The sequence below is a fragment of the Ensifer oleiphilus genome (assembly GCF_013371465.1).
GTDB classification, from domain to species: Bacteria; Pseudomonadota; Alphaproteobacteria; order Rhizobiales; family Rhizobiaceae; genus Ensifer; species Ensifer oleiphilus.
This window is the reverse complement of sequence record NZ_JABWDU010000014.1, coordinates 51,230-75,183: the sequence shown is the minus strand read 5'-3', so window position 1 is coordinate 75,183 and position 23,954 is coordinate 51,230. Positions and strand designations below refer to the sequence as shown.

The window sequence follows — 23,954 nt, the reverse complement described above, 5'->3', positions numbered from 1 at the left end:
CATCTGACGGAAGGTCGCCGCAAACGCCGCCCCCGCGGCTCGAGGAAACCGCGCGACGGCACTTTTCCTGCTGCCTGCAGGATATCGCAACGTCCTGATTTCGTTGGTGATCGTTCGCAGTTCGGGCATTGGGAAGGCGACTTGTTGATCTTCCAACGTGACTTAGGCAACGCCAACGTAACCTCGCTGATCGAGCGCAAGAGCCGTTACACCGTGATGATCAAGAACCCGAGCCGGCACTCACGACCCATCATGGACAGGATCATCGAAACGTTCTCTCCCTTGCCAGCCTTTGCCCGGCAGAGCTTCACCTTCGATCGCGGCACGGAGTTTACCGCTTTCAGGGCTTTGGAAGATGGCATCGGCGCGCGGAGCTGGTTTTGTGACCCCAGTGCACCGTGGCAGAAGGGTGCGGTGGAAAACACCAACAAGCGCATCCGCCGGTTCATGCCAGGCGATACCGATCTTGCAGCCGTGTCGCAACGCAAGCTCGTCCAGCTTGCGCGCCATCTCAACAATCAGCCGAGAAAGTGCCTCGACTACAAGACGCCGGCCGAAGTGTTCCGGGCACATTTGCAAGAGGGAGGCTGAACCCCTACCCTGAAAACCGGCGTGTTGCACTTCAGTTAGGATCTCCCGTGTTGCGTCAATCCCTTGTGAGCCTAGATCCCTCGCCGAGTGCTTGCTTCTGTCCGCAGTCGGAGCTTTGCCGCTGCTCTATGGTGTCTGCCAAGGACCGGCTGGCCAATCTTTGAAGGCGCAGTCACTGCGTGCTGCTGATTGCACAGCGGCCTAAAGCACGCACATCTCCATCTCAGTGCCTGCCGCTTCCGATCGTCGGAGCATACGATTCTCCGGTGCGACGAGCAGTCTGGCGGCAGCGTTATCATATACCGTGAAGGGATGCTTAGCGTCACGTTGCCCGGCCGCTCGCTCCGAGGTTCGGGCCGCCGTGAGGTGGCGGATGGCCAAGCTTTGTAGAGGAACGAGGCACGCCTCAGGTCAACGTGACCGCTTCGCGAAGCCTTTTGCCAGGATGGGCCCGGTGGGCCGTCCTGTCGGGGAACCGCCAGTCTGTTCGAGGGTAATCTCGTAGAGTTGGCTTTCCCGTGGCTTGGGAAGCTCAGCCCCTCCAAGATGAGCGCCGTTCACCCCATCGACAAGACCGAGGGAAACGGGCCCCATCTCTCGGGACGGCAACGTCCACACCTGTATAGTCTTGTCCGCTGGCACGTCGAAGTCCGCCAGCAACCGAATCCGTGCGTCTTCGTTGCCAAAATCCTCCACGACTGCCTGAACGTCACCAGCTTCGTTAATGAGCACGGCGACGACAAGCGGGTCGACGGACCGCGTCAGACTGTAAACCAGTCCGACGGCAAGAATAACGGATGCGGCAATCGCCGAAATTGCCGCGACGCGCCATCCGTTTCTGCTGTTGTCGTTGGCAGAAGCGTTCTCCACCGGGTTGGCCGTGTCGGTATGCAAGGGCAAGCTCGCCTCGATCTTTTGCCAGAGATTTGCGCCCGCGACCACGGGCTCGACAGTCGCATCCAAGGGCAGAAACCGCTCACGGCTTGCAGCAACGGCGGCCCTCAGTTCAGCATCGCGTTCCATCGCCGCTTCGATCTCGACCGCGTCGGCAGCTTCCATCAGGCCAAGCACATATTCGTCCGCAAGGTCCGGTATGCTCGTTCGTTCATAGGTCATGCCAGGCACTCCCTGAGCGCAGAGAGCGCACGCCTGATCCAGGATTTTGTCGTGCCGAGCGGGATGCGCAACCGGCCCGCGATCTCTCCGTGGGAATAGCCTTCCACATAGGCCATGAGAATGCCTCGCCTCTTCACGTCGTCCAAAGCCGCGAGGCATTCATAGAGGCGCGATGCGCGATCAAGTTTTTGCCAGGCCGCCATGACCTCGTCCGCCTGCCCATCCTCTCGCAGGGCGTCCATGTTCTCGACCGTGTATTCCCGCCTTCCGTCGCGCAAAAGGTTGAGCGCTCGATTGCGCACGATGGCATAGATCCAGCCGCGTGCTGAGCCGCGATCGGCTTTGTATTGGTGAGCATGGGTCCAGATGCGGATGAAGGCTTCCTGCACCACCTCTTCGGCAAGCTCCCGTCGCCGAACGATCCGCTGTGCCAGGGCGATCAATTGACCGGCCTCCCGATCATAGATCTCGCGCAACGCAGCCCGGTCGCCTTTGGCGCACGAGGCTAATGCCTCATCGAGATCATTCACCCGAACATTCACCGACATTCCGAACCTTCCCTGCTGGAACCCGCGTCAGTTGCGGCATTTGCTATACGCATGAAAACCGTCCGCGGATGCACCGGACGTTTTATTTTGTGCGCCTGCATCCAAATGCGCTGTTCGAGGTGTCTTCACCAATGGAAGCGTCGAAACCCGCTTGCCGGAAGCCTTCCGCCCCGATCAACGAATGGGAGACAGACATGAAAGCCATCACCTTCACTCTCGCTGCCTGCGCGGCTCTTACGCTGAACGCCGGCAGCGCCTTTTCGGCGCCTGTGCTGGGCCTGACGGGGGCAAAGACGCTTGTTGTTTTTGATACCGCCAAGCCCGAAGTGACGAAGACGATCGATGTAACGGGCGTCGACAGGCTTGCCGGCATCGATTTTCGCCCCGGCACGAAGACGATCATGGGTGTCACTCCGGACCACCAGATAGTCTCGATCGATCCGGAAACCGGGGCGGCCACTGAAGTTGGGAAAATGGACAAGACGCTGACGATGACCGAGGCTCCGGTCATCGTAGACTTCAACCCGTCGGCCGACAGGCTTCGGTTCATGACGGGAACGACCAACCATCGAGTGCATCCCGATACCGGTGCAGTGACTGTCGATGGCGCCCTCGCCTTCGAAGTCGATGACATGCACAAGGGCGAAACGCCGGATATCGTCGCTGCCGCCTATACCAACTCGATCGGCAAGCCGGAAAAGACCGCGATGTACAACATCGATGCGACCATTGGCGCGCTGATCCAGCAGACGAAGCCGAACGACGGCACGTTGAAGGCCATCGGCAAGCTCGGGCTGGCCGGCAAACCGGCCACCTACGCCTTCGATATCCAGGGAACGGCAGACGGCAAGAACGTCGCCTATCTGGTCGCCGAAAAAACCCTCTACACCGTGAACCTCGAGACAGGTGCAGCGACCGAGGTCGGTACGATAACGGGCATCGAGGACGATGTGCGCGACATCGCCATTCTTCCGGCGATGTAAAGCCGATCCGAGAAGGTGGGACTTCGTGTTCCGCCTTCTCGATTTACCGCCCCGAGGAAAATCGGCGAAACGGCTAGAAGACAACATCTCCAGCAAACAGTGCGGCCCAGTCGATGAGCGGCTGGAGAGCCAGGCGCGGGAGATGATAGGCCCATTGCCACGGCGAAGTGGCCCCGGCACCAAGCCCGTCGAGCGCGTGCTTGGTGTTTGCCGGGAAGACGCAAAATGATCGTAACCGCCCGATTGGTACCGCCTGCCGGCTATCGTCGTGATGGCCTAAGACACGTGTTTAACGACGTCGTTAGCGACGTGTCTTAGGCGAGGTATGTGATGCGTGTCGAGATTCTTGGGCAGGAACGACGGCGCCGGTGGCGCAACGAGGAGAAGCTCGAGATTGTCATGTCGGTTGGGGTGTCTGGAGCCACGATAACGGAGGTGGCTCATCGGCACGATGTGACGCGGCAGCAGATTTACACCTGGCGCAGTGAACTGAAGAAGAAGGGGCTGTTGTCGCCGTCCGCGAATGCGGTGTTTGTTCCCGTGGACATGAGTGCCGTGCAGAGCGAGTGCCATGGGGACCGTCAGGACCCGTCTGGGATGATCGAGTTGAGATTGACCTGCGGGCGCAGTCTTCGATTCGACAGTGCTGTGGACAGTGCCACCGTGACGCGGTTTATCCGGGCGGTGGAGGCGGCATGATCGGACCAGGGACTGGCGTTCGGGTGTACCTGGCTTGCGGGTTTCCGGACATGCGTAAGGGAATAGAAGGCCTGGCTGCGCTTGCGCAGGATGTATTGCGCCAGAAGCCGACAGGCGGCGCGGTCTTCGCCTTTCGCGGCAGACGTGGCGATCGTTTGAAGCTTCTTTATTTTGATGGCCAGGGTTTCTGCCTGTACTACAAAATTTTGCAGAAGGGGCGGTTTCCATGGCCTTCAGCAGCAGATGGAACGGCCCGGCTGACAACGGCGCAAATGGCCATGCTTTGGGAAGGGATCGATTGGCGACGTCCGAACTGGGGCGCCCCGCCGGCGCGTGTCGGTTGAATTTATCTCACTGAATCTGCTTGTTTTTATGGATACTCGCCCTGACCTATGCTAGTCAGGTTCACATCGAGCGCGACCCAAAATCTTCCCGACGATCCGGCCTTCCTGAAGGCAATGATCGCCGCCTTGCAGGCGGAAAATGCGAAGATGTCGGCGACGTTGCAGGTGCATGACCAGTTGATCGGGGAACTGCGGCTGCGCATCGCCAAGCTGAAGAAACAGGTCTTCGGCAAGTCCTCGGAAAAGATCGAGCGGGAAATCCAGCAGCTGGAATTGGCGCTGGAGGATCTTCTAATCGCCGCGGCGGAAAGCGGCACGAAGTCGCTCGATGAGGTCGATGCGGCAGTGCCTGCCGCGCCTGTGGCAAGCACGCCCGAAAAGACTATGCGCCGCCGTCCGCGGGTATCGGAAAAGGCAGCTCGCGAGCGCAAAGAACTCGATCCTGGTACCTGCTGCCCCGATTGCGGTGGTGAACTGCGCCTTGTCGGTGAGGACGCCAGCGAAATCCTCGACATGATCGCCGCGCAGATGAAGGTCATCGAGGTTGCTCGATTGAAGAAGTCCTGCCGTTGCTGCGAGAAGATGGTGCAGTTGCCGGCACCCAGCCGTCCGATACCGGGCAGCATGGCAGGTGCTGGCCTTCTGGCTTACATCCTGGTCTCGAAGTTCGACGATCACCTGCCACTCTATCGTCTGAACGAGATCTTCGCCCGCATGGGCGCCGACATACCCGATAGCACGCTGGTCGATTGGTGCGGTCGCGCCATGCAGGTGCTCCAGCCGCTGATTGAGCGGATCGAGACCGCGATCATGGGCAGTGACCTTCTCCATGCCGACGACACCCCGATCCGCGTGCTCGACCGCTCTCTTCGAGACAAGGGGTTAGGCAAAGGCGTGAAGAAGGGCAGGATCTGGACATATGTCCGAGATCAACGGCCCTGGGCGGGCGTCGCCCCGCCCGGTGCGATCTACTACTTCGCCCCGGACTGGAAGCAAGAGCACGTCCATCGTCATCTCCGGCAGGCAAGCGGTATCCTTCAAGCTGATGGCTACAAAGGCTACGGAAAGCTCTATGACCCTGGAGCGGAGGGGACATCTCGCTTCCGAGAGGCAGCCTGCTGGGCGCATTGGCGCCGCGACTTCCACGATATCTGGACCTCGAACAAATCCGAGATCGCACGCGAGGCTCTCGATCGTATCGGCGCGCTTTACGACATCGAACGTGACATTGCCGGCCAGCCTGCCGATATCCGCCTTGGTGCCCGTCAGAAGCACAGCAAGCCAAAGGTCGAAGCATTGCGCGTCTGGGCCGAAACGCAACTGACCCGCATTCCGGGCAAGGGCGATCTGGCGGCAGCTATCCGGTACGGCCTGAGCAGGTGGTCGTCATTCTGCCTGTTCCTGGACGACGGCCGTGTCGCGATCGACAACAATGCCGCCGAGCGGGCCCTGCGCCCAATAGGAATTGGAAGACGCAATTGGCTCTTCGCTGGCGCCGACACCGGCGCGGAGACCCTGGCACGTGCCATGACGATCATCGAGACGGCCAAGATGAACGGCATCGATCCGCAGGCCTATCTGGCCGATGTGCTCGACCGCATCCACGATCACAAGATCAATCGCCTCGACGAACTGCTGCCCTGGAACTGGTCACCTGTCGCCACCATCTGCGCCGAGGCAGCCTGATGGCAACAATCACTCATGTCCGCACGATCAAATATGTCGCTGAAATTCTTGGCGAGGATCCGGAGCTTCTCCGGGCAATCATCTCCAACGATGATAATCTGACCTACGGCAGCATCATCAGCGTCTATAACGGGGATGATGAATCCATCACCGCGCTGACAGACGACGGCATGGAGGAACTGGAACAGATGCTCTCCCACGCCCGCCGTTCACCCGACGAATGGAACGACTTCCTCGACTGCTTTGTCGACGACGAGGAGCTGGTCGCCCGCTTCAAAGCGAAATCTCCGCGGTAACAATCGGTCGGTTACAAATGATCCTCAGAACGACCGACACCGTGTTGAGACAACGCGCGACTTTGCAGCGACAGCCGCGTCGGCACGCGCGGTTCAAGCTGTGGTGCTTCCAGCGGGAGCGGTAACCGTAATGGCCTTCGTCCGAGCACGTGACGGCAAGGAGAAGGAACTTATCCGAGCAACCGAGGCCCTCCTTCCTAAAGTCAGAGAGGAATCCGGCAATCTCCATTGCCAGTTCCACCAGAGTTTGGATGAGCCTCGGGTTTTCGCGTTCTATGAGATTTTCGAGAGTGTCGAAGCGCTCGAATCTCATAAAGTAACTGCCCACGTGAGGCAGTGGGCCGCAGACGTTCAGTCACTGACGGCAGGGCCGATCGAGTTGAAACTTCTTCAGGCGATAGGCTGATGCGACGCTCTTGAACAGCGAACAACGCTGTGAGTGAAGGAAGGAGCCGGGTAATTGATGCCGGTTCTTTTGCAGCCAGTACTCCAGTTGGGCCGAACAGACCAGCGTCTGGCCGGCTCTTTTATCTCGAGTTCCCGAATTCTGCTGGCCGGTCGAAGCCGGGCAGCATGCCGCCGGCCCCGGGGACCCCTCCCCCTCACCTTGAGCCGATTCGAACCTGAGACCGGTGGAGCAAGGCAAGAGCCCCAAGGTTCAGTATCTTTGGAGTTATTCGTTTTTCCAAGGATTTACGACGGCGAGTCCCGCCGCTTCAAAGGGGCTGATGTCGCGCGTAGCTATGATAAATCCCTTAGAGGCGGCAATCGCGGCGATATATCCGTCCGGGGTCGGGAAACCCCTGCCGGCCGCTCTTGTCTTCACCGCCAACCCGGCGTAGTGCCGAGCAGCTTCGACGTCGAACGGCAACACACGATCGCCAAACAGTTCAAGCACGCCGTCAAGCATCTCGGCTAGCGCCTTCTTGCGCCGACCGTCGGGCAACGTTCCGATGCCAAACAGCAGCTCAGCCAACGTCACACTTGACAGGTAAAGGGTTTCAGCAGCCTGCTCGTTCAGCCAAGAGCGGACGGCCAGATCGGGTTGTGGTTTCATCGCCTCGGAGACGACATTCGTATCCAAGACGATCATTCAAACCTCATTGGCTCCGCCGACGCATCATCACGTACCTGGTCAAACACGGCGAAATCATCATTGGTCAAGCCCTGTCGTCGGCCGAGCTCAGCCAAGGCATCGCCCATGCGGACGCGCTGTTCCGGCTTCACTACACTTTCGAGAATGTCGCGGACTTCCGCCTCGGTGCTGCGGCCGTGCATCGCGGCCCGCACACGCAAAGCTCGATGCACCTCGTCGGGCACATTCCGCACTGTCAGAATCGCCATCGTCAAACCCTCGCATTCGCTGTCAATGACAGCAATATAGCTACCATGCAGGCTCACTGCAAGTTTGAGTAGTTGCGCGATTTCGCGAAGCCGTCCGATGGACTATCAGAATATGGGCCTGCGCTAGATAGTTGTGCTTTCTGCCACTAGAGATGCGCCCAGCGTTCGCTTCCCGTTGATACATTATGCGATCTCTTTGGCCTAAATGGTGAACATCACAGCAACAATCCGTGCCGGGCTCGTGGGAGCACGATTCTGTCCGCCCCTACGCCGAGGTCCATGCATATGTCTGCGAACGGCAGCACTGCGCTCTCATTCCCGCTGTTAACGCGACCTTTGCGAAGACCCGAGATCAGACCTTCTGCTTTGATCGGCGCTATGGCTAAAATTGGGCGGAGAGCGGATTACACGGCTGGAGGGGAATGCAAGGAGACTCGCAGTCTCATTCCCGATCAATGCAACGCTGCCGGGTGCGCATATCAGTTAAATCGGTTGGTGAGCTTCCTCATCGTCCAGCTCCAAGAAATGTTAGGCGTTCTTCTCGCTCTCAACCGATAGCCGCATCGCCATCGATAGCTCGTCGCTCGTTGCCAAAGCCCTGTTGAATATCTGGTCCTTACTTGTTTCGGCGGTTGCGTGGATGAGATTAGATCGAAATTATTCGGCCGAGATCACGTCCGTACCATGCAAGCACACTCGACGCGGCCATTGACCGGTACCTTTGTCTATTGCCATATTCGATGAGCACGGTCGCACGAGGAGAAAATGCGATGGTGGACGTTATTAATCAGACCGACCCTGGGAACCACGACTTGCTTGGAGACGGGACGAGCGCCCGCAATCGCTCCAAGACCTCCGTCACAGGCTGCGAGAGATCGACCGTGGCGAACCGTATATTGTGTCCTTGAATACTCATCGCTTCATCCACGTCACCATCTACAGTGGGATGAAGAAACATTCCCGAAGAGGTCAGAGAGAGCAAATCCTCTGCCCGTTCCTGGCTGCGAAGATAGGCGTACATCTGATAGATGTAGCCACTTTTCAGAACGGCGGCGCGGTGTTGCGACTGGCCGAAAACGGACGTGAATTTAGTGTCGATGATAAGCCGTTGTCCCTGTGCAGGACGTTCCAAAATGATGTCAGTGATCATTCCCGGCATGATCGTCGCGATCCCAGAGGTCTCGGAGTCAATCTGCCATTTCAGAGACTTCCCCTGGTAAACCTTCCAGCCGAGCTGTGGCAGCTCGATGGCGTAGAAATTGCCGATCGCTTTCTCAAACAGATGACGGACAAGTGCGACATTTTTATCGACACGGGTCAGCGCATGGCCGCCTGAATCCTCAGTGGGCAGCACCAATTCAAACACCAGCCGTGCGAGAGTCACCATCAGGAGATCGTCAGCATCGTGCCGGCCGATACGGTCTGCACTCAACTCGGCGCGGGAGGGTCGTACGCCGCTCACGCCATGCCGCCCCAGATCGCCAGCCAGACGCCCGCAATCATGGGCTAAAACCCGGTCATCGACACGGGTTGCGAGAGCGTCCAGAGCAGCGCGCACAAGTCGGTTGCGCGGCGTGTCGAATGTGAACTCTTCAAAGCGGCAGGCGACCATGCCCTTGCTCAGTAGATCCCCTGCGAAAGTATCGAGAATGTCGATGCGCCCTCTGACGCGCGCGAGCACAGCTTGTTTTTGCACATATCCCCGGCTCAGATTTCGCCGCAAACGCCGATCGACCGCGTAGCAAAGAATCCTGGCGATCAAAGAGGGGAAGTCGGGTGAGTCTTCCACCGCTGCTTCATGCTGACCATGGAACCGCGCAAGATTGTGGGCATAAAGAAAGAGCAGCCAGATGTTCCGAACGGGAATGCGCCCGATCAGCCGGCGTTCTACTCCTGGCGTTTCAATCGTCGCCGCCTGAATCATAGCTCTGCGAGCAGCTTTTGCTGAGCTGCGCTGACCTTCTCGGATGCGTCGAACCAATACTCTTCGAGCAGCGGCACGATCTCCGTGCGAACGATCTGCCCGAACCAGTCGTGCGCATCGCCTGTCAGAGCGCCTGAAGGCGTGACGTAGCTATGGCCGATCCGGTATTGCTGCCCTAGCGCGCGATCCTGGGCAATTTCCTCGTTGAGCGCGTTCATACGCTTCTCGACAAGCGAGACGAAATCATCCGTCAGGCTGCACTTTTTGACGCACCATTCGCGCCAAAGCCCGTTGAGCTGGGGTTCAAGGCCGACGAACGCAAAGCGGCGGCGCAGCGCCAGGTCGACAAGCGCCAGCGATCTATCGGCGATATTCATTGTGCCGATCACATAGAGATTGCGCGGCACATAAACCCGCTCACCGGGTGAGCGCCGATAGGCGAGTTCCATAGCCTCTTCACGGTACCGCTTGGTATCTTCCAGAAGGGTCAACACTTCGCCGAAAATCTGCGCTGGATTGCCACGATTGATCTCCTCAATCACAAGCACGAACGGCCTGTCCGGTTCTGCTTTCGCGGCCTCCACGATTTCGAGAAACACGCCGTCGATCAGGGCGAGCTTCCCGTCGCCCGACGGACGCCAGCCACGGATAAAATCTTCATACGATAAGGAGGGATGGAACTGCATAACGCGCAGCCGGTCGCGCGTGACTTTCGGGTCTTTCGATCCGAGCAGGACATAGGCAAGCCGTTTGGCGAGCCAGGTCTTACCGGTGCCGGGCGGCCCTTGCAGCACGAGGTTGCGCTTGCTTTCTACGCGGCCCAGAATCCGGTCGATCTCATCCCGCGGCAAGAAGCAGCCATCATCAATGATGTTGTCGACCGTATAGGAGGGCGCTGCCGCTTCCTCTTCGGTCTCAAGAACATCGTTCTCAAAAAGCTCATTGAGATTGTGCGTCTCCTGCTCTGGCCCATACTTCTTCGCAAAGTATGGCTGCCTGATCCAGAAGTCGTAGTCCTGTTTGGCACCAGCAAAGGCGAAAGCGATGAGCCTTCGCGCCATCTCGTCATTCGGATCAGCTTCAACCAATGTCACTCTGTAGGTATAGAAGAACCAGTCGCGCGGCGGATCGAGCACTTCCCAGTCAACCTTGACTGTTTTTCCGTCGCCCATATTCTCGGTGATCGTCCCGATCGCTTTGATGCGCATGCAGGACACCGGCTGGCCGCGGTTATCGAACGGTAGATTGTGCTTGCGGACGAAGGACGCCTTGATGGCGATCTTATCGCCAGGCTTCATGCGCTGAATTTCGTCCGTGAACTTGTTGTGAAGGCCGTTCTGCCAGATGCCTTCAGAGTAAAAGCGTTCCGTCTGATCGTCGTTGCCTCCCCACGCGGCTCCTACGAACCAGAACTGGCGATCCGGATCGGCGAACAGTTCTTGGCCAGTAACGGTGTCCGGTGCTGCGTCCTCATCGATTTCATCATCGGTGCTGAACTGCTTGCGGACTTCCTTGAATAAGGCCAGGGCCTGCGCATGGGTCAGCGTTGTTTCAAGCCCTTCCGGTGTTAGAGCCCACACACCCCGCTTGCTGCCATCGATCAGTCCTGCTTTGGCTAGATAAAAACGCGCCCAGCCAACTTTGTTTTCAAACCTTGATTGGTTGCCGCCCTTGGTGACGGCGTTAATTTCATCCGCTGGAACGTCGAGGTTTTCTTTGATCCATTCAAAAACCTGCTCGGGGTTTGCTTTTCCGCCAAAGGACTGAAGGGCGGAGAGCACGGGGCCGAAGTACCGAACAAAGCGAGGCCCGCCGGGATCATCTTCACCATCGTCGGTCTCGGCGTCCAATTCATCAGGGGCCGTCTTCGCCCATTCAAACACGGCCTGCTGCTGTTCACGAAGGAAGGTCTGCGGATCGTTGACCGGAATGCCAAGTTTCTTGACCGCGGAAATGAACCCGGTGAGGGACTCTCCCTCCAGGTTCCCCGTTTCTAAATTATTCTTGCTCACGACGATGGCCGAGATCAAAGGCCAGCCACGGTCATGGGAAATTTTGACGAGCTGGTCGAGCTGCAAGGGCAATGGACGGCGAGCGATCCGCCATTCGACATTGCTGGCCGCCGCCACATCGCCATAGGTTACAAACCGCCCCTGCCGCGCGCCGTCGAGAATAGCTTTGTAGCTTTTATTTATGTTCAGGCTCATTGATTCCCCCCGTAGCGGCCAATAGTGGTGATTCCTCCTGGTGAGAGCAAGCAAAGGCTTGCTCTATTCTCGTTTTCATATTCTGACGATTTGCCTGCTTCGTCTGGAGCCGTCCGTCACCCTCACCAATGAGGGGGTGGCGGCGGAAACAGCGAAGCACGAACGGGCCTGCTTTGGTGGTGGGCTCCCGAGCCCTCCTTATACCTTGCGCGAAGGATCGTGACCCGCAGGGGCGGAGACTCGCGAACGGGGCTCCGGGCAAAGCCTAGAGCCTGACCGCCTGCGGTCGTGCCTTGCAAATCTCCATAATGTTCAAAATTATGACCACGAAGAACCCTTATGACCAAACAAGTGAACAAACGTTGACTTTGCCTCTGACACCATGGCAAAATGTACAAAATTATGGACATGAGAGCCCCTCCCGTCCATCTGAATGAACAAAAGGTAGCAAAATTGCCACGCACGAGAAGCTATTCAAGAGTGACGCGCCAGGCACTCACCATGCTGGGAAAGCTGATCCGCATCGGCCGGGCCGAGCGCGGCCTAACGGCGCAAGAACTGGCCGACCGTGCCGGCATCAGCCGCACGACCCTGTCCAGTATCGAAAAAGGCGCGCCGGGCCCGGAGATCGGCATCGTCTTCGAAGTCGCCTCACTCGTGGGCGTGCGTCTGTTCGACTATGACGAACGCACGCTGCAAATTCAAAACTCCCGCCTCGACGAAAAACTGACCCTGCTGCCCAAGAGCGTCCGGCACACGGTGAAGGAGGTTGATGATGACTTCTAAGGCGGACGCGACAGAGGCCTTTGTCTGGATTTGGCTACCCGGGGCAACCGAACCAGTGGTCGCAGGCCGCCTCGATCAGGATGGCGAGCGCCTGCTCTTTACCTATGGCGCCAGCTACCGTGGCCGAAAGAATGCCATTCCTATCTACGAGCCCGAACTTCCCCTTCAGGAAGGTGCGATTGCGCCCATCAACGGCTTGCAGATGGCGAGCTGCATCCGCGACGGCTCGCCCGATGCGTGGGGCCGCCGCGTGATCATCAACCGGCTGACGGGCAAGAAGCCCGACGCTGACGGCGTGCCGGAGATCAGCGAACTTACCTACCTGCTCCAGTCAGGCTCCGACCGGACGGGCGCTCTCGATTTTCAGGCATCGGCAACGGAGTATGTCCCCCGCCGCGCCGCACAAGCATCGCTCGACGAGCTCATGGAAGCTGCCGCCCTCGTCGAAAAGGGCGTCCCCCTGACCCCGGCACTCGACCAGGCGCTTAATCACGGCACCTCGATCGGCGGCGCGCGCCCCAAGGCGCTGATCAACGACGACACAAAGAAGTTCATCGCTAAATTCTCGGCGAGTAACGACACCTACAGCGTCGTGAAGGCTGAATTTATCGCGATGAAGCTGGCGAGCGCCAGTGGGCTCGACGTGGCATCTGTGTCGATAACCCGTGCCGCGCACAAGGACGTGCTGTTGATCGAGCGGTTTGACCGCAGGCACACCAAGGACGGCTGGACGCGGCAGGCGATGGTCTCGGCGCTGACAATACTGGGCCTTGATGAGATGATGGCCCGCTATGCTTCTTATGAGGATTTGGCGGAGCTGATCCGCCATCGCTTCACTGCCCCCAAAGATACGCTAAAAGAACTCTACGGACGGATTTGCTTCAACGTGCTGTGCGGCAACACCGACGACCATGCCCGCAACCATGCGGCGTTTTGGGACGGCAAGATGATGACACTGACGCCCGCCTATGACATCTGCCCGCAAAGCCGCACGGGCACCGAAGCCACACAGGCCATGCTGATCAAGGGCGAAGGCCGCGCTAGCACGCTGGCGACCTGCCTTGCGGCCGCGCCGGATTACCATCTCAAAGAGGCGGAAGCCGCCGCGCTGATCGAACAGCAGATCACGACCATTGCCGAACAATGGCTAGCCGTCTGCGCGGAAGCCGAACTGACCCCGGTCGACGGCAAGTTTTTCGCCGGACGTCAGTTTCTCAATAGCTACGCCATAGAGGGGCTCGATGGCCACAAGGCGCTGCACGATGCATTTGGTGCCGCCCGGAAGGCGCTGATCGCCAGCGGAGACGCCTAAAGATGGCAGCACCGCAGCTTCTCAAGAGACGCGCTTTGCCGGGAGCATTTCTCCGCTCCCTCGGCCATGCGTCATGGGCTGCGGAGCAGACCGCCTCAGGGATCAACTTCCTTGGTGGCCACCACCAGGCACCCTTCTCGGCGTGGGCAGGCCCCGCCCGGCTCACCAGCACACTGGGCTTCACCACAATAGCCGTGCCCCTCGCAGATGGACGGGTCGCCAGCCTTGCTGGCGTCACCACGCATGATGCGGCCGGGTTCATATCCTCGGCCAACGAGGCCTTCCGCGCGCACATCCTCCGGCAATGCGAAGCGGTGAAAGATGAGCTGACCGCGCTGTCGCAAGCTGTAAGCCGTCTCGACCAGCCGCGCCGCTATCCGGCGGCCTGTCTTCTCGCCCCTTTCCTGATGCGCGCGACGACCGCCCTTGATTCATTGCCCGCCACGATCCCTGACGGCGTTCTCCCAGATGATCAGCAAAAACGTATCGACACCGTCCGCGCATTCCAGGCGGCACCCGAGCAGGCCCGCCGCGCAGCCATCGCGCGCTTCATTGAGTCTGACTTGGCCGAGATGAAAGGCTTCTTCGACACCATCGAGAAAAATCCGCTGACGCCCGAGCAGCGCCTCGCCGTGGTGACGGATGAGGACGCTACACTTGTCCTTGCGGGAGCCGGTTCGGGCAAAACCAGCGTGATCGTGGCAAAGGCCGCCTATTTGATCGCGCGCGGTATCCGCCAGCCGGATGAAATCCTGCTCCTGGCCTTCGGAAAAGACGCGGCCTCGGAGATGGCGGCGCGCATTGAAGAGCGGGCGGGCGTAGCGGTGGACGCCATGACGTTTCACGCGCTTGGCAACAGGATCATTCGTGAGGTTGAGGGCAAGGGGCCAGCGCTTGCCGAACATGCGAGCGATGACGCAAAGTTTAAAGTGCTGCTGCGCGACATTCTGATCAATGAAGTCGCGGCCACAGCCGGGCTTGGCAAGCTGCTTCTGGATTGGTTCTCTGAGTTCTATTGGCCGTACAAGAGCGAATGGGACTTTAAGACGCACGACAGCTATTACCAGTGGGTGGAGGCCCATGAGCTCCGCACGCTCAATGGCGACCGGGTCAGGAGCTTTGAAGAATGGGAGATTGCCAACTGGCTCTATCGCAACGGCATCGCCCACGAATACGAGCCTTTATATGAGGGCCTGCTCCCCGAGGATGCACGCGGCCCTTACAAGCCTGATTTCCGGTTGACGGAGAGTGGCATCTACATCGAGCATTTCGGCGTACGCAAAACGCGCCAGGCCGACGGATCAACCCGCCTGACGACAGCGCCCTATATCGACCGTGAACGCTACCTCGCCGACATGGAATGGAAGCGCGAACTACACAAGGCGAACGGCACGCCCCTGATCGAGACGTTCAGCTACGAGAAGGTCGAAGGCAAGCTGCTCTATAATCTCAAAGAAAAGCTAGCCCCCTACGTCACGCTCAAGCCCGTAGCCACCGATCAGATCTTCAGTACCCTGGCAGCGATGGGACAGGTCGATGCCTTCACGCAGACGCTGGGGACGTTCCTAAGACACTACAAAAGCGCGGGATCAACCATCGCGCGCTGCGAGGCGCGGGCCGCCTCGTCTGATGATGTGCCGCGCAGCCGCTCATTCCTGAAGATTTTTGACGCTCTGATCGAGGCCTATGAGGCACGCCTTGGCGCCATGATTGACTTCGAGGACATGATCGTCCGGGCAACCGCGCATGTTGAGAGCGGCCGCTATCAAAGCCCTTATCGGCATATCCTGGTCGATGAGTTCCAGGATATTTCTGAAGGGCGCGCGCGCCTGCTCCGTGCCTTGAAGGCGCAGCATGAGGATGCGCGCCTGTTCGCGGTCGGCGATGACTGGCAGTCCATCTACCGCTTCACAGGTGCGGACATTCATTTGATGCGCAACTTTGGCGCGGCGTTTGGCGGCAGCTTTGCCGGCAACAATGCGGTGCATAGCACCATCGATCTGGGGCGCACCTTTCGCAGTGTCGACAAGATCGCCCACCCAGCACGGCGTTTCGTACTCCGCAACCCCGCGCAGATCAGCAAAACCGTCGTTCCTGCGTCGACGACCACAACCCCGGCAATCATGCTTGCCTATTACAAATGGGGTCAGGAAGGCGATGCTCTCAGAGCGGCCCTGGAGCGACTATCTGCCGATGCGGCTCCCGGCACGAGCGTGCTTTTGCTCGGACGATATCATCACGCCCGCCCTCAATCGCTCGCCGCGCTCACGGAACGGTTCCCGACATTGTCGATCCGTTTCATGACGGTGCACGCCTCCAAGGGGCTTGAGGGTGATCACGTCATCATCCTGCGCGCTGTTGGCGATACGATGGGTTTTCCCTCAGAGATCGTGGATGATCCCCTTCTTGATCTCGTCCTGCCGGAACCTGAGAATTTCGAGCATGCGGAGGAGCGGCGCCTTTTCTATGTGGCGCTGACCCGCGCACGACTATCAGTCACCATTCTGGCTCACAAGGAAAAGCCCTCATCCTTCGTGAGGGAGCTGGCCGGGAACCCCGATTACGAGGCCATTGAAATCGGCGAGCCCGGCATTGCCGAGTGGCGGTGCCAGGCTTGCGGCGGCCGTATGCTGGCGCAACCCGAGAAGACGGGCGGCACGTATTTCGCGTGCGAACACCGCCATCTATGCGGCCAGACCCTCAAAGCCTGCAGCGCCTGTGGTAACGGCTTGCCCGTCAAGAGAATGACAGATCCGGAGAATGTGCTTTGTGGCTGCGGCGCGGCGTTCCCAGCCTGTCCCTCCTGCGCTGATGGATGGCTCGTCGAACGCCAGGGACGAAACGGCACGTTCCTTGGCTGCGTGAACTACCCCACCTGCAAGGGCAGGCAAATTCTACGCAGTCGTGAGCGTCCCCATGGCCTCCGGTACCGCCCCAAACGTCAGCAGTCCTGACGGCCAACCGGGGCGCCCTAATGCCGTGCATCATCCTGACCGGAATCATCCGAAGGCAGCGATGCCTCAAGATGCTCCTGCGCCACACTGTTACAAGCATTGTAGAAAAGCGCCTGCGCTTCCCTGCGCTCGATCAGCACGGCGGAGGCGATCCGTTATGCTATGACCCGCTGGACTACTCTCTGCCTCTTCCTCGACGACGGCAACATCGAGATCGACAACAATGCCGCCGAGCAGGCGATCCGGCCGATCGCGCTCGGCCGCAAGAACTGGTTATTCGCTGGATCGGACAAGGGCGGCGAGCGTGCCGCGGCGATCCTGTCGCTCATCCAATCCGCAAAGCTAAACGGTCTCGATCCCGAGGCCTACTCGCGATGTCCTCACGCGCATCGCCGACCATCCGATCAACAGGATCGACGAATTGTTGCCTTGGAGCATTCGGCATCAAGATCGGTAGTATCTTCGCGTCTCTTTTGGGCGTTTAGGATTCTACGCCGCGGGTTGACAATAACCACGCCCCGATCAATCTGCGTGAGCACGCTTGTCGCGCGGGAGGATTCGTCAGCGCCAACCTTTTCCAACAGGTCCTCCAGGCGGGTCGAAAATGTTTTGCCGTGGACAAACACGTCAATGCGCTCCAAATCGGCCTTGCTTTCTAGCGGTGTCATCATTTCCGCTAGTTTTCTCTCAAAATGCAGAAAAGCCGCTACAGTCTCGTAAATCGCTCGCACCATAACTATGGTGCCGAGCCCATGATTGGAGCGACGAAGGCTTTCGGCGGAATCGACTAGATCGAGGCACCGCCAGAGCTGGCTCTGGCAATAGGCGCGTACCTTGTTCGCAAGCCGGAAACCTTTTGGCGGTTCGGGCATCTTGATCGTCTCGACACGCCGCGCACGAAGCGTGTCGATCACCGTATTCAAGCCGGCCACGCCCTCGGGCGAGGTAACATCCTCCGGCACCTCGGCTGGGTCAATCAGCGGCATCTCGCGGACTCCTTCCCCGTGAAACGGATCGAATCACGATTGTCATTTGCCGGCGCTCGCAGGAGACCGGGCGAAAATCGGACAATCGTATTCATGAACTCCTCATAGCGGCCGAGTCCCAGACGGCATTGCTCGTAGTGGAAGAACCCGAGGTGATCGGCCTCCTTGACCCCTTTGCACTCGAGCTTCATTGCCGTGACGAACTTCGTGACGTCGGCCGCCTCCAACGCTGCCAAGGGGACTTCCTCGTATCTTGGGCCAAGCTCGGAAAGCGGCTGGTTGCTGACCATCACGAGGCTGCCGACAACGGCGCCGAACCGCTTGTGTTGTCAAACACCTTTCCTGCGATCGACGACTTCAGCGTCTGCTTCTTCTTGTTCTTCCCGGCGACCGGCCGATCAAGGATTCGAGAAAGGGTCCAGTGTCCCGAGTCCAAGGATTTCATCTGGTAGAAGACGGCGGTCGTAGGCGCATCCGCGTCATCGAGCTCGACGAGGTCGACATGGAACTCGAAACCAACAGCGTAGTTCGCCCCGCCCTTGTGCAGATCGATGACTTTGGAGATACCCCACGCGGTTTGAAAATCGAATCTGTCGTAGGCCGTTCGGCCCCCGTTCTCTCGTTCGGGTACGTTCAACAGATCGTCGATGACTTCTGTCAAGGCTCCTCCCAGCCCGAAACGGAATCGAGCCCACATATTGCGGTTTCACTTTATTGGTGCGTTTCCTTCTTGAAAAGATTTACTGTCGCGTGATTCACAAACTTTAGGTCGACTTCATTGACGTCGCCCGCACTCGTCGTCTGCGAAAAACTAGCGAGCCAGCAATGCCATCCATATTCATCGATGCAAACATTTTCCTTGGTTTTTGGTGTCTTCGAGATGGGCGCCTCCCATCGGAGCTTCTCCTTCCCCTGGTGGAGCTTGGAGATCATCTGCTGGTTACGCAACAGGTCGCGAACGAAGTCGAACGGAACAAGCTTACGGTGTTCCTAAAGAATGTGGGTGAGATGACTTCTCGTATGCCTCCTAGCATTCCGGATCACCTCGTGAAGCACCGTCGATATGGCGAATTGAATACTGACCTTAAACAGATTGATGAGCGGGCCAAAGCCGCACGTAAGGAATGGGACTCAGTCACCGCGGAGCTTGCGTCAGCCATAAGTGAAGGCTCGGATTTAGCCTCTGGAATGCTCGCGCCGCTTTTCAAGAAGGCGGTGGCACCGACCGAAGATCAACTGGTGGCGGCGAGGCTGCGGCGAGAGCTAGGGAATCCTCCCGGCAAGAAAGGTGATCCGCTTGGCGATCAGCTTTCGTGGCAGCAATTTTTGGATGCTGTAGGCAAGCAAAAGACTGTCTGGGTTATCACCAAGGACAGCGATCTGGCGACAATGGTGGGCGGCACCCGTATTTTAGATCCCTTCCTATATCGAGAGCTGAAAGAGAGAGGTGTGGAAAAGATCCATGTCTTCGACAAACTGGCCGCCGCGATGAAATCCCTCAAAGAGGCGGGTGTCGGAGCTCAGAAACTTGAGGACAAAGAGCTTGCCGAACTGGAGAAGCAGGAGGCACAGGACGCTCGAATTCCGTTCCATGGATCGCTCTTTCCCTCTGAAGGTCCATGGACATGCCCTGCATGCCTCCAGCGAAACGCCAACACAAGGATGACCGCACACCCGTCGAGTTACGGCGGCTGGAGTTATTGGATTACCTGCTCTCAGTGCGGCGCCAGGTTCGACACCGGCGAGCCCTACGATGACTAACGCAGAGGTCGCTCGCAAAGATCTCAATGTCCGCTTTCGCGCCAGTTGCCTTGACAGCAGACGGTCGGCCGTCGGCCCCAGAGCCGACTTTCATCTTTCGCCTTGAAGGGATTTGAACCGGACGTCCACTGAACCCGATTGGTTCTTACGGGTGCTCATCCCACGCAACGAAAGAAAGGAACGCAGCCACAAGTCGCACTAGACTCTCCTCTAAGTTGAGGCCAAACTACCTCCGGGATGGGGGAATATTGAATGCGTACTAGGGTTATCTGTGCTGCGGCAGCCCTGCTGTTGACGTCGTGCGGCTCCATTACGCTGCCAGCAGCGGTAAGAATGAATAGCGGCGAAGTGCTAATGGGAACCACGACCGCAGCGCTGTCTGGGGGGACATTCAGCGTCAGCACGCCGACCGGGCACGTTGTCTGTACTGGCAACTACGATGCGTTGGACACAAGCCCCACCATTTCGGCTCCGGTACGGTGCAACGACGGCAGGTATGGTACAATTACCGTGACACGCGCGCCCAGTGGTCGCGCCGGAGCGGGCACTGTTTCTCTCGCCGACGGAACGAGTGGCACGGTTGCCTTTGGCACAGACTCCACAAGTGTCGTCGCCAACAATTCTCAGCCAGAACAAGGCGCCTACGCTGGCGCTTCGCCGTCGTATCTGGCTGGATCCTACCCTCCAGCTCCCTCGTACAGCTCCTATTCTTCATCGCAGGTCTATACTGGGAATTGTCCAACGCCAGAGAGCCTCGATGCAGCCGGCCGGCGCTGTGGAGGCAGAAGCGCAGCCTCGAGACCCGGTGGCTACGACGGCTATGGGACTTGGTCCGCGAGCAGCTATCGTCCCTCGGGAGGATCCACCTTTGTCGGCGGGTACTATCGCAAGAACGGCACGTATGTCCGCTCGCATTACCGAAGAAGGTAAATGTCCCGGAGAAAATAAACCTTCCAGTCAGTACTTGAAACAATTCTCGCGATGCCACCGAAGGAAATGTGGATGCGGCCTCTCGAATGCCCGCGTCGGCACGATCGCCCGCCCGGTCTTGTTGATCAGCCCTTGAATGCTGTCTGGATCGTTGGCGTGCCTGGAAACCAGGATGTCGAGGTCATCGGACAGACTGATCAGGCCACGATCGAACATCCAGTGCGCCGTGCCTGACAGCGCGATACCATTGGTCAGGATGTCGGGTCCATTCGCCTCGACGGGTCTTATGTGCGCGGCATCGACTTCGGCGCGTCCCCCGCCGTTGATGAGCTTCAGGCCTGTGATAGCGCAGCGCTTGTCATAGGCGTGGACGACAAGACGGCGGAACAGACGGTCGCGAACTATTCGTGACGATAGCTGCATGACGCGATTGCGCTCATGCTCGAACACGAACGGCGTTTGAGCGCCTTCCCCCAGTCCTTCAACCGAGCTCCTAGTTTCCAATGCCCCGGTCCGCGGCAACTCTGGCTCTTGCTCGTCAAGACCAATGCCCACTATCCGGTTGAAGTCCGCGTTCGAAATAGGCCTCACCGCAGACTGTGCCCTGCCAGATATCTTGCCCTTTTCGTTTAGAACGCCGCGCTCAATCACACCTTCTGTCCCGCTGAAAGGAACCGGATTGATGAAGTCGAGATAAGTGCCCGGTTCGATGAGCGCGAGATACATGCCCGGCGCCTTCGGGTCCGGGATGACCTCGGCCACCTTGGCGACAGCGAAATAGCCTCGCGTCGCCGCAACCTTCCGCGGCTCGTAGTAGATAATCCAATCGCCAAGGCAGGCCCGCACCCGTCCAAGATATTGGCTTGGAAACTGGTACTGTTCTGCCGGGCTGTCGTCGTAGATCGAATCTGAGCGATGAATGAAGACCCCGAATCCCATCATTGACGCTTAGCACAGCCTGAGCGTTTGCCGATACGATTTCACACGCATCTCTGGGTCGAATTTAGAGTTCGTTTACCACATGGCCTTAGCAGGCCACGCCCCGGCACCCGTGCCGATCAGCGATACGAATTCTGGATCTCATGAAAACCCAATCTGCTTCATCACTTCATTTTCAGCGCAAGATTTCCGACTTCTGCGATGTCCGCGTAGCGCCACTTGTTTCCGGGCAGACCCTTGAGAACATCAAGCCCTATCTCTCCAGCTTGATCCTTTACCGCAAGTATCCGCCGATGCGGATGGGCCGTATAGATTGGCGATCCGTTTCTGATGCCTGCGGCTTGGAAGACGAGATGACCCCCGCGCTCAAGAAGGGCCTGCAATCCGGGCTCGAAGCGATCATCCGCTGGATCGATCAGGAACGACCTGTCGAGCACGACCGGCCGACGCCCACGCCGCCGATCGAGAGCCCCCGCCGCGCGACCCGCGAACCTATTGTGAAGCAAAGCAATACGTCGAGCGCAGCACGACCAACACCGTCGACGCGGCCGAGGGCAGAGCCAGGTGTTCCACCAAGGGCGATCGAGGAGCATCCGGCGCCTCTCTTCGATTGGACTGAAAATCCGTCAGATTTCCAAGAAGCGCTGAACTACCACATGCGCCGACACGGTGACACGTACTGGCATCTTCACCGCGCAGTCGCCGGCGACCACTCGACCTTCGACAATAAGACGCTGCTCAGTTGGACGAACGGCACACGCGTCCCAAGATCGACGGACAGTTTCGAGATCCTCGCCCTCATTGAGAAACGCTACCGGCTCCCTGTGGGATACTTCAAAGAACGGCTGCCGCATCAGTCACGATCAGTGTCCGGGCTTGAGTTGGAGAGTGACGTCAGCCCTGCAGAGCGGCGGCGGCTCGCCTGGCACCTGCCGGATGACTTCAATAGCCTGCCTTTCAGCAAGCGCGAAGAGATCATCGATTGGGTACGCCGCGTGATCATCTCCGGCACCACCGACTATCGGCGCTTCCAGGCGGCAGCGATCCGGCAGCGATATGCCATTCGCTTTCCTGGTATCTCTTATGGAAGCACGCTTTCGCCGCGGCTTGCATCGAGCGATCTTGTATGGGGTGGAGAATCCGATCATGCGGCGATCGAAGATCCGGATCTGCTTGCTGGCGTTGTTGATGCCCCTCCCCGGCTCGCGATGGAGATGGCAAACCTCGTACGCTTCAAGACCGCGACCCTGACGACGCTCGGGTTCCAGCGTAATGGAGTCTGGGGAGAGGAGACGGCTGCCCAGAAGATCGAGCACCTTGGCCTCATGTTCGGTGCCTTGGCAGCTTCACCAAAGAGCGCTGTCAAAGGCTATGGTGTGCCGCTCAGCCAACTGACCTTCGGCCTTCTTGTCTTCCCCGGGATCTGGGATTGGTATTTGCAGTGGCGCGAGAAGCGCCGTGGCTTCTACACCAAATGGGAAGAAGACATGTTGAGCGTGCTTCTCGGCATGGTTCGGCCCGAGACGGGTTGGATGTGGCAACATCCGGAGCTCGTCCAGAATACGAGACCAATCCCCGGCCTGGTGACATCTGCGGAGATCGCTGTGGCTCAAAAGGATTGGCATGCGTCGTGTGACATCGTCTTCAAGCATGCATCGCAACGCTCGAGGGAGATTCAGCGTGTCGCGCGTGTGCACCGCGACCCCTTCGAGCCGATCATGTCCGTGCTCGAGGCCGATAGTCCGCTCGCCGAGTATCGCAAGATCACCGACGAAATCATCAGGCGAATGCCGGATCAGGATCGCTACCCGCGGTCGGCGGCCGAAGCGGTTCGATCCTTCCTCATGCTGCGCCTTGGCCTCCATCTCGGACTGCGCCAGAAGAACCTGAGGCAACTGCTTGTTTGTCCGCGGGGACATTTCCCGACGTCGGAGCGCCGTCTTGAAGACATGAAGCGTGGTGAGATCCGCTGGAGCGAGCGCGATGGCGGTTGGGAAGTTCTGATCCCCTCCAACGCCTTCAAAAATGCGAACTCGTCATTCTTCGGCTCGAAACCGTTCCGCTTGATCCTTCCGAACCTGCAGGACCTCTATCCCCATCTGAACGCGTATATCGAGCGTCATCGTGCCGTGCTGCTCGCTGGCGCCGAAGATCCCGGCACCCTTTTCGTCAAGACCGTCAAAACCAAGACCAAGGACGCGTCTTATGACCAAACGACCTTCTACGAGGCTTGGCGGACGGCGATCCAACGCTATGGCATCTACAACCCGTACACCGGTCGCGGCGCCATCAAGGGCTTGCTTCCGCATGGTCCCCACAACGTCCGAGATGTCCTTGCCACTCATATCCTGAAACAAACCGGTTCCTACGAGCAGGCAAGCTACGCCATCCAGGACACACCGGAGATGGTTGCCAATCATTACGGCCGCTTCTTGCCGCAGGACAAGGCGGCGCTTGCTGCCAGGATTTTGAATCAGGTATGGGAAGCAGCATAGTCTTCTCCGCAATTTTCCCGACAACTTGATAGGTGTAGCACCTAGTGCTATAT

The 23,954-nt window shown here is 58.7% G+C and carries 22 protein-coding genes and 1 pseudogene; 13 read left to right on the top strand and 10 right to left on the bottom strand.

Features of this window, described 5'->3' with window-relative positions; all coding sequences use genetic code 11:
* On the top strand, positions 1-591 hold a 591-nt coding region (locus tag HT585_RS30590), incomplete at its 5' end, for an IS30 family transposase (protein WP_176356542.1).
* Between the two features lie 411 nt (positions 592-1,002).
* Here the strand turns inward: HT585_RS30590 and HT585_RS30585 are convergent.
* Positions 1,003-1,707, bottom strand: coding sequence for an anti-sigma factor (locus HT585_RS30585; RefSeq protein WP_176356541.1), 705 nt, complete (start codon positions 1,705-1,707; stop codon positions 1,003-1,005).
* A complete protein-coding gene (locus HT585_RS30580) occupies positions 1,704-2,255 on the bottom strand; it encodes a sigma-70 family RNA polymerase sigma factor (protein ID WP_176356540.1) in 552 nt (183 codons plus the stop codon). The genes HT585_RS30585 and HT585_RS30580 overlap by 4 nt, the downstream gene beginning before the upstream one ends.
* A gap of 194 nt (positions 2,256-2,449) precedes the next feature.
* Here HT585_RS30580 and HT585_RS30575 point away from each other — a divergent pair, with 194 nt between their 5' ends.
* From HT585_RS30575 to HT585_RS32340, 6 genes are all read left to right on the top strand, one after another.
* A complete protein-coding gene (locus tag HT585_RS30575) occupies positions 2,450-3,238 on the top strand; it encodes a DUF4394 domain-containing protein (RefSeq protein ID WP_176356539.1) in 789 nt (262 codons plus the stop codon).
* Between the two features lie 330 nt (positions 3,239-3,568).
* On the top strand, positions 3,569-3,937 hold the full coding sequence (tnpA, locus tag HT585_RS30570; RefSeq protein WP_176356538.1) for an IS66-like element accessory protein TnpA: 369 nt from the start codon (positions 3,569-3,571) through the stop codon (positions 3,935-3,937).
* Positions 3,934-4,281, top strand: coding sequence for an IS66 family insertion sequence element accessory protein TnpB (gene tnpB / locus HT585_RS30565; protein WP_176356537.1), 348 nt, complete (start codon positions 3,934-3,936; stop codon positions 4,279-4,281). Before tnpA ends, tnpB begins: the two co-directional genes overlap by 4 nt.
* Positions 4,282-4,329: 48 nt before the next feature.
* Positions 4,330-5,967 (top strand): IS66 family transposase, encoded by a 1,638-nt coding sequence (tnpC, locus tag HT585_RS30560; RefSeq protein ID WP_176356536.1) that lies wholly within the window; start codon positions 4,330-4,332, stop codon positions 5,965-5,967.
* Positions 5,967-6,263: a hypothetical protein gene (locus HT585_RS30555; RefSeq protein WP_176356535.1), complete on the top strand. Its 297-nt coding sequence runs from the start codon at positions 5,967-5,969 to the stop codon at positions 6,261-6,263. Before tnpC ends, HT585_RS30555 begins: the two co-directional genes overlap by 1 nt.
* A 130-nt stretch (positions 6,264-6,393) precedes the next feature.
* Positions 6,394-6,669 (top strand): putative quinol monooxygenase, encoded by a 276-nt coding sequence (locus HT585_RS32340; protein WP_176356534.1) that lies wholly within the window; start codon positions 6,394-6,396, stop codon positions 6,667-6,669.
* Positions 6,670-6,936: 267 nt separating this feature from the next.
* Here the strand turns inward: HT585_RS32340 and HT585_RS30545 are convergent, their stop codons facing one another.
* The 4 genes from HT585_RS30545 to HT585_RS30530 all read right to left on the bottom strand — a co-directional run bounded on the left by HT585_RS30545 (position 6,937) and on the right by HT585_RS30530 (position 11,738).
* The gene (locus tag HT585_RS30545; protein ID WP_176356533.1) at positions 6,937-7,356 is read right to left on the bottom strand and encodes a type II toxin-antitoxin system VapC family toxin; all 420 of its coding nucleotides are present in this window, start codon (positions 7,354-7,356) and stop codon (positions 6,937-6,939) included.
* Positions 7,353-7,607, bottom strand: a complete 255-nt coding sequence (locus tag HT585_RS30540) for a FitA-like ribbon-helix-helix domain-containing protein (protein ID WP_176356532.1) — start codon at positions 7,605-7,607, stop codon at positions 7,353-7,355. Before HT585_RS30540 ends, HT585_RS30545 begins: the two co-directional genes overlap by 4 nt.
* A 787-nt stretch (positions 7,608-8,394) precedes the next feature.
* Entirely contained in the window at positions 8,395-9,531 is a 1,137-nt protein-coding gene (gene mcrC / locus HT585_RS30535; RefSeq protein WP_176356531.1) for a 5-methylcytosine-specific restriction endonuclease system specificity protein McrC, read from the bottom strand.
* The gene (locus HT585_RS30530; RefSeq protein WP_176356530.1) at positions 9,528-11,738 is read right to left on the bottom strand and encodes an AAA family ATPase; all 2,211 of its coding nucleotides are present in this window, start codon (positions 11,736-11,738) and stop codon (positions 9,528-9,530) included. The genes mcrC and HT585_RS30530 overlap by 4 nt, the downstream gene beginning before the upstream one ends.
* Positions 11,739-12,239: 501 nt before the next feature.
* Between HT585_RS30530 and HT585_RS30525 the strand changes: the two genes are divergently transcribed.
* From HT585_RS30525 to HT585_RS30510, 4 genes and pseudogenes are all read left to right on the top strand, one after another.
* Positions 12,240-12,524, top strand: a complete 285-nt coding sequence (locus HT585_RS30525; protein WP_176356529.1) for a helix-turn-helix transcriptional regulator — start codon at positions 12,240-12,242, stop codon at positions 12,522-12,524.
* Positions 12,514-13,836 carry a type II toxin-antitoxin system HipA family toxin gene (locus HT585_RS30520; RefSeq protein WP_176356528.1) on the top strand — a complete coding sequence of 441 codons (1,323 nt, stop codon included), beginning with the start codon at positions 12,514-12,516 and terminating at the stop codon, positions 13,834-13,836. The genes HT585_RS30525 and HT585_RS30520 overlap by 11 nt, the downstream gene beginning before the upstream one ends.
* Before the next feature lie 2 nt (positions 13,837-13,838).
* Positions 13,839-16,790 carry a UvrD-helicase domain-containing protein gene (locus HT585_RS30515; RefSeq protein WP_176356527.1) on the top strand — a complete coding sequence of 984 codons (2,952 nt, stop codon included), beginning with the start codon at positions 13,839-13,841 and terminating at the stop codon, positions 16,788-16,790.
* Between the two features lie 138 nt (positions 16,791-16,928).
* Positions 16,929-17,247 (top strand): annotated as a pseudogene (locus HT585_RS30510) (IS66 family transposase); the annotation flags it as partial.
* Here the strand turns inward: HT585_RS30510 and HT585_RS30505 are convergent.
* The 3 genes from HT585_RS30505 to HT585_RS30495 are packed head-to-tail and all read right to left on the bottom strand — an operon-like array spanning position 17,195 to position 18,437.
* Positions 17,195-17,776: a hypothetical protein gene (locus tag HT585_RS30505; protein WP_176356526.1), complete on the bottom strand. Its 582-nt coding sequence runs from the start codon at positions 17,774-17,776 to the stop codon at positions 17,195-17,197. The pseudogene HT585_RS30510 and the gene HT585_RS30505 sit on opposite strands and share 53 nt — an antisense overlap.
* Positions 17,767-18,066: a hypothetical protein gene (locus tag HT585_RS30500; RefSeq protein ID WP_176356525.1), complete on the bottom strand. Its 300-nt coding sequence runs from the start codon at positions 18,064-18,066 to the stop codon at positions 17,767-17,769. The genes HT585_RS30505 and HT585_RS30500 overlap by 10 nt, the downstream gene beginning before the upstream one ends.
* Positions 18,066-18,437: a dsDNA nuclease domain-containing protein gene (locus HT585_RS30495; protein ID WP_176356524.1), complete on the bottom strand. Its 372-nt coding sequence runs from the start codon at positions 18,435-18,437 to the stop codon at positions 18,066-18,068. Before HT585_RS30495 ends, HT585_RS30500 begins: the two co-directional genes overlap by 1 nt.
* A 164-nt stretch (positions 18,438-18,601) precedes the next feature.
* Here HT585_RS30495 and HT585_RS30490 point away from each other — a divergent pair, with 164 nt between their 5' ends.
* Positions 18,602-19,537, top strand: coding sequence for a PIN domain-containing protein (locus tag HT585_RS30490; RefSeq protein ID WP_176356523.1), 936 nt, complete (start codon positions 18,602-18,604; stop codon positions 19,535-19,537).
* Between the two features lie 957 nt (positions 19,538-20,494).
* Here the strand turns inward: HT585_RS30490 and HT585_RS30485 are convergent.
* The gene (locus HT585_RS30485) at positions 20,495-21,406 is read right to left on the bottom strand and encodes an HNH endonuclease (protein WP_176356522.1); all 912 of its coding nucleotides are present in this window, start codon (positions 21,404-21,406) and stop codon (positions 20,495-20,497) included.
* A 143-nt stretch (positions 21,407-21,549) separates the two neighbouring features.
* Between HT585_RS30485 and HT585_RS30480 the strand changes: the two genes are divergently transcribed.
* A complete protein-coding gene (locus HT585_RS30480) occupies positions 21,550-23,901 on the top strand; it encodes a hypothetical protein (RefSeq protein ID WP_176356521.1) in 2,352 nt (783 codons plus the stop codon).
* Positions 23,902-23,954: the final 53 nt, after the last annotated feature.

What these genes read in the sequence shown, in the direction of transcription:
- HT585_RS30585 (WP_176356541.1), bottom strand. Translation starts at nt 1,707, where the DNA reads ATGACCTATGAACGAACGAGCATACCGGACCTTGCGGACGAATATGTG.
- HT585_RS30580 (WP_176356540.1), bottom strand. Translation starts at nt 2,255, where the DNA reads ATGTCGGTGAATGTTCGGGTGAATGATCTCGATGAGGCATTAGCCTCG.
- HT585_RS30575 (WP_176356539.1), top strand. Translation starts at nt 2,450, where the DNA reads ATGAAAGCCATCACCTTCACTCTCGCTGCCTGCGCGGCTCTTACGCTG.
- tnpA (WP_176356538.1), top strand. Translation starts at nt 3,569, where the DNA reads ATGCGTGTCGAGATTCTTGGGCAGGAACGACGGCGCCGGTGGCGCAAC.
- tnpB (WP_176356537.1), top strand. Translation starts at nt 3,934, where the DNA reads ATGATCGGACCAGGGACTGGCGTTCGGGTGTACCTGGCTTGCGGGTTT.
- tnpC (WP_176356536.1), top strand. Translation starts at nt 4,330, where the DNA reads ATGCTAGTCAGGTTCACATCGAGCGCGACCCAAAATCTTCCCGACGAT.
- HT585_RS30555 (WP_176356535.1), top strand. Translation starts at nt 5,967, where the DNA reads ATGGCAACAATCACTCATGTCCGCACGATCAAATATGTCGCTGAAATT.
- HT585_RS32340 (WP_176356534.1), top strand. Translation starts at nt 6,394, where the DNA reads ATGGCCTTCGTCCGAGCACGTGACGGCAAGGAGAAGGAACTTATCCGA.
- HT585_RS30545 (WP_176356533.1), bottom strand. Translation starts at nt 7,356, where the DNA reads ATGATCGTCTTGGATACGAATGTCGTCTCCGAGGCGATGAAACCACAA.
- HT585_RS30540 (WP_176356532.1), bottom strand. Translation starts at nt 7,607, where the DNA reads ATGGCGATTCTGACAGTGCGGAATGTGCCCGACGAGGTGCATCGAGCT.
- mcrC (WP_176356531.1), bottom strand. Translation starts at nt 9,531, where the DNA reads ATGATTCAGGCGGCGACGATTGAAACGCCAGGAGTAGAACGCCGGCTG.
- HT585_RS30530 (WP_176356530.1), bottom strand. Translation starts at nt 11,738, where the DNA reads ATGAGCCTGAACATAAATAAAAGCTACAAAGCTATTCTCGACGGCGCG.
- HT585_RS30525 (WP_176356529.1), top strand. Translation starts at nt 12,240, where the DNA reads ATGCTGGGAAAGCTGATCCGCATCGGCCGGGCCGAGCGCGGCCTAACG.
- HT585_RS30520 (WP_176356528.1), top strand. Translation starts at nt 12,514, where the DNA reads ATGACTTCTAAGGCGGACGCGACAGAGGCCTTTGTCTGGATTTGGCTA.
- HT585_RS30515 (WP_176356527.1), top strand. Translation starts at nt 13,839, where the DNA reads ATGGCAGCACCGCAGCTTCTCAAGAGACGCGCTTTGCCGGGAGCATTT.
- HT585_RS30505 (WP_176356526.1), bottom strand. Translation starts at nt 17,776, where the DNA reads ATGCCGCTGATTGACCCAGCCGAGGTGCCGGAGGATGTTACCTCGCCC.
- HT585_RS30500 (WP_176356525.1), bottom strand. Translation starts at nt 18,066, where the DNA reads ATGGTCAGCAACCAGCCGCTTTCCGAGCTTGGCCCAAGATACGAGGAA.
- HT585_RS30490 (WP_176356523.1), top strand. Translation starts at nt 18,602, where the DNA reads ATGCCATCCATATTCATCGATGCAAACATTTTCCTTGGTTTTTGGTGT.
- HT585_RS30485 (WP_176356522.1), bottom strand. Translation starts at nt 21,406, where the DNA reads ATGGGATTCGGGGTCTTCATTCATCGCTCAGATTCGATCTACGACGAC.
- HT585_RS30480 (WP_176356521.1), top strand. Translation starts at nt 21,550, where the DNA reads ATGAAAACCCAATCTGCTTCATCACTTCATTTTCAGCGCAAGATTTCC.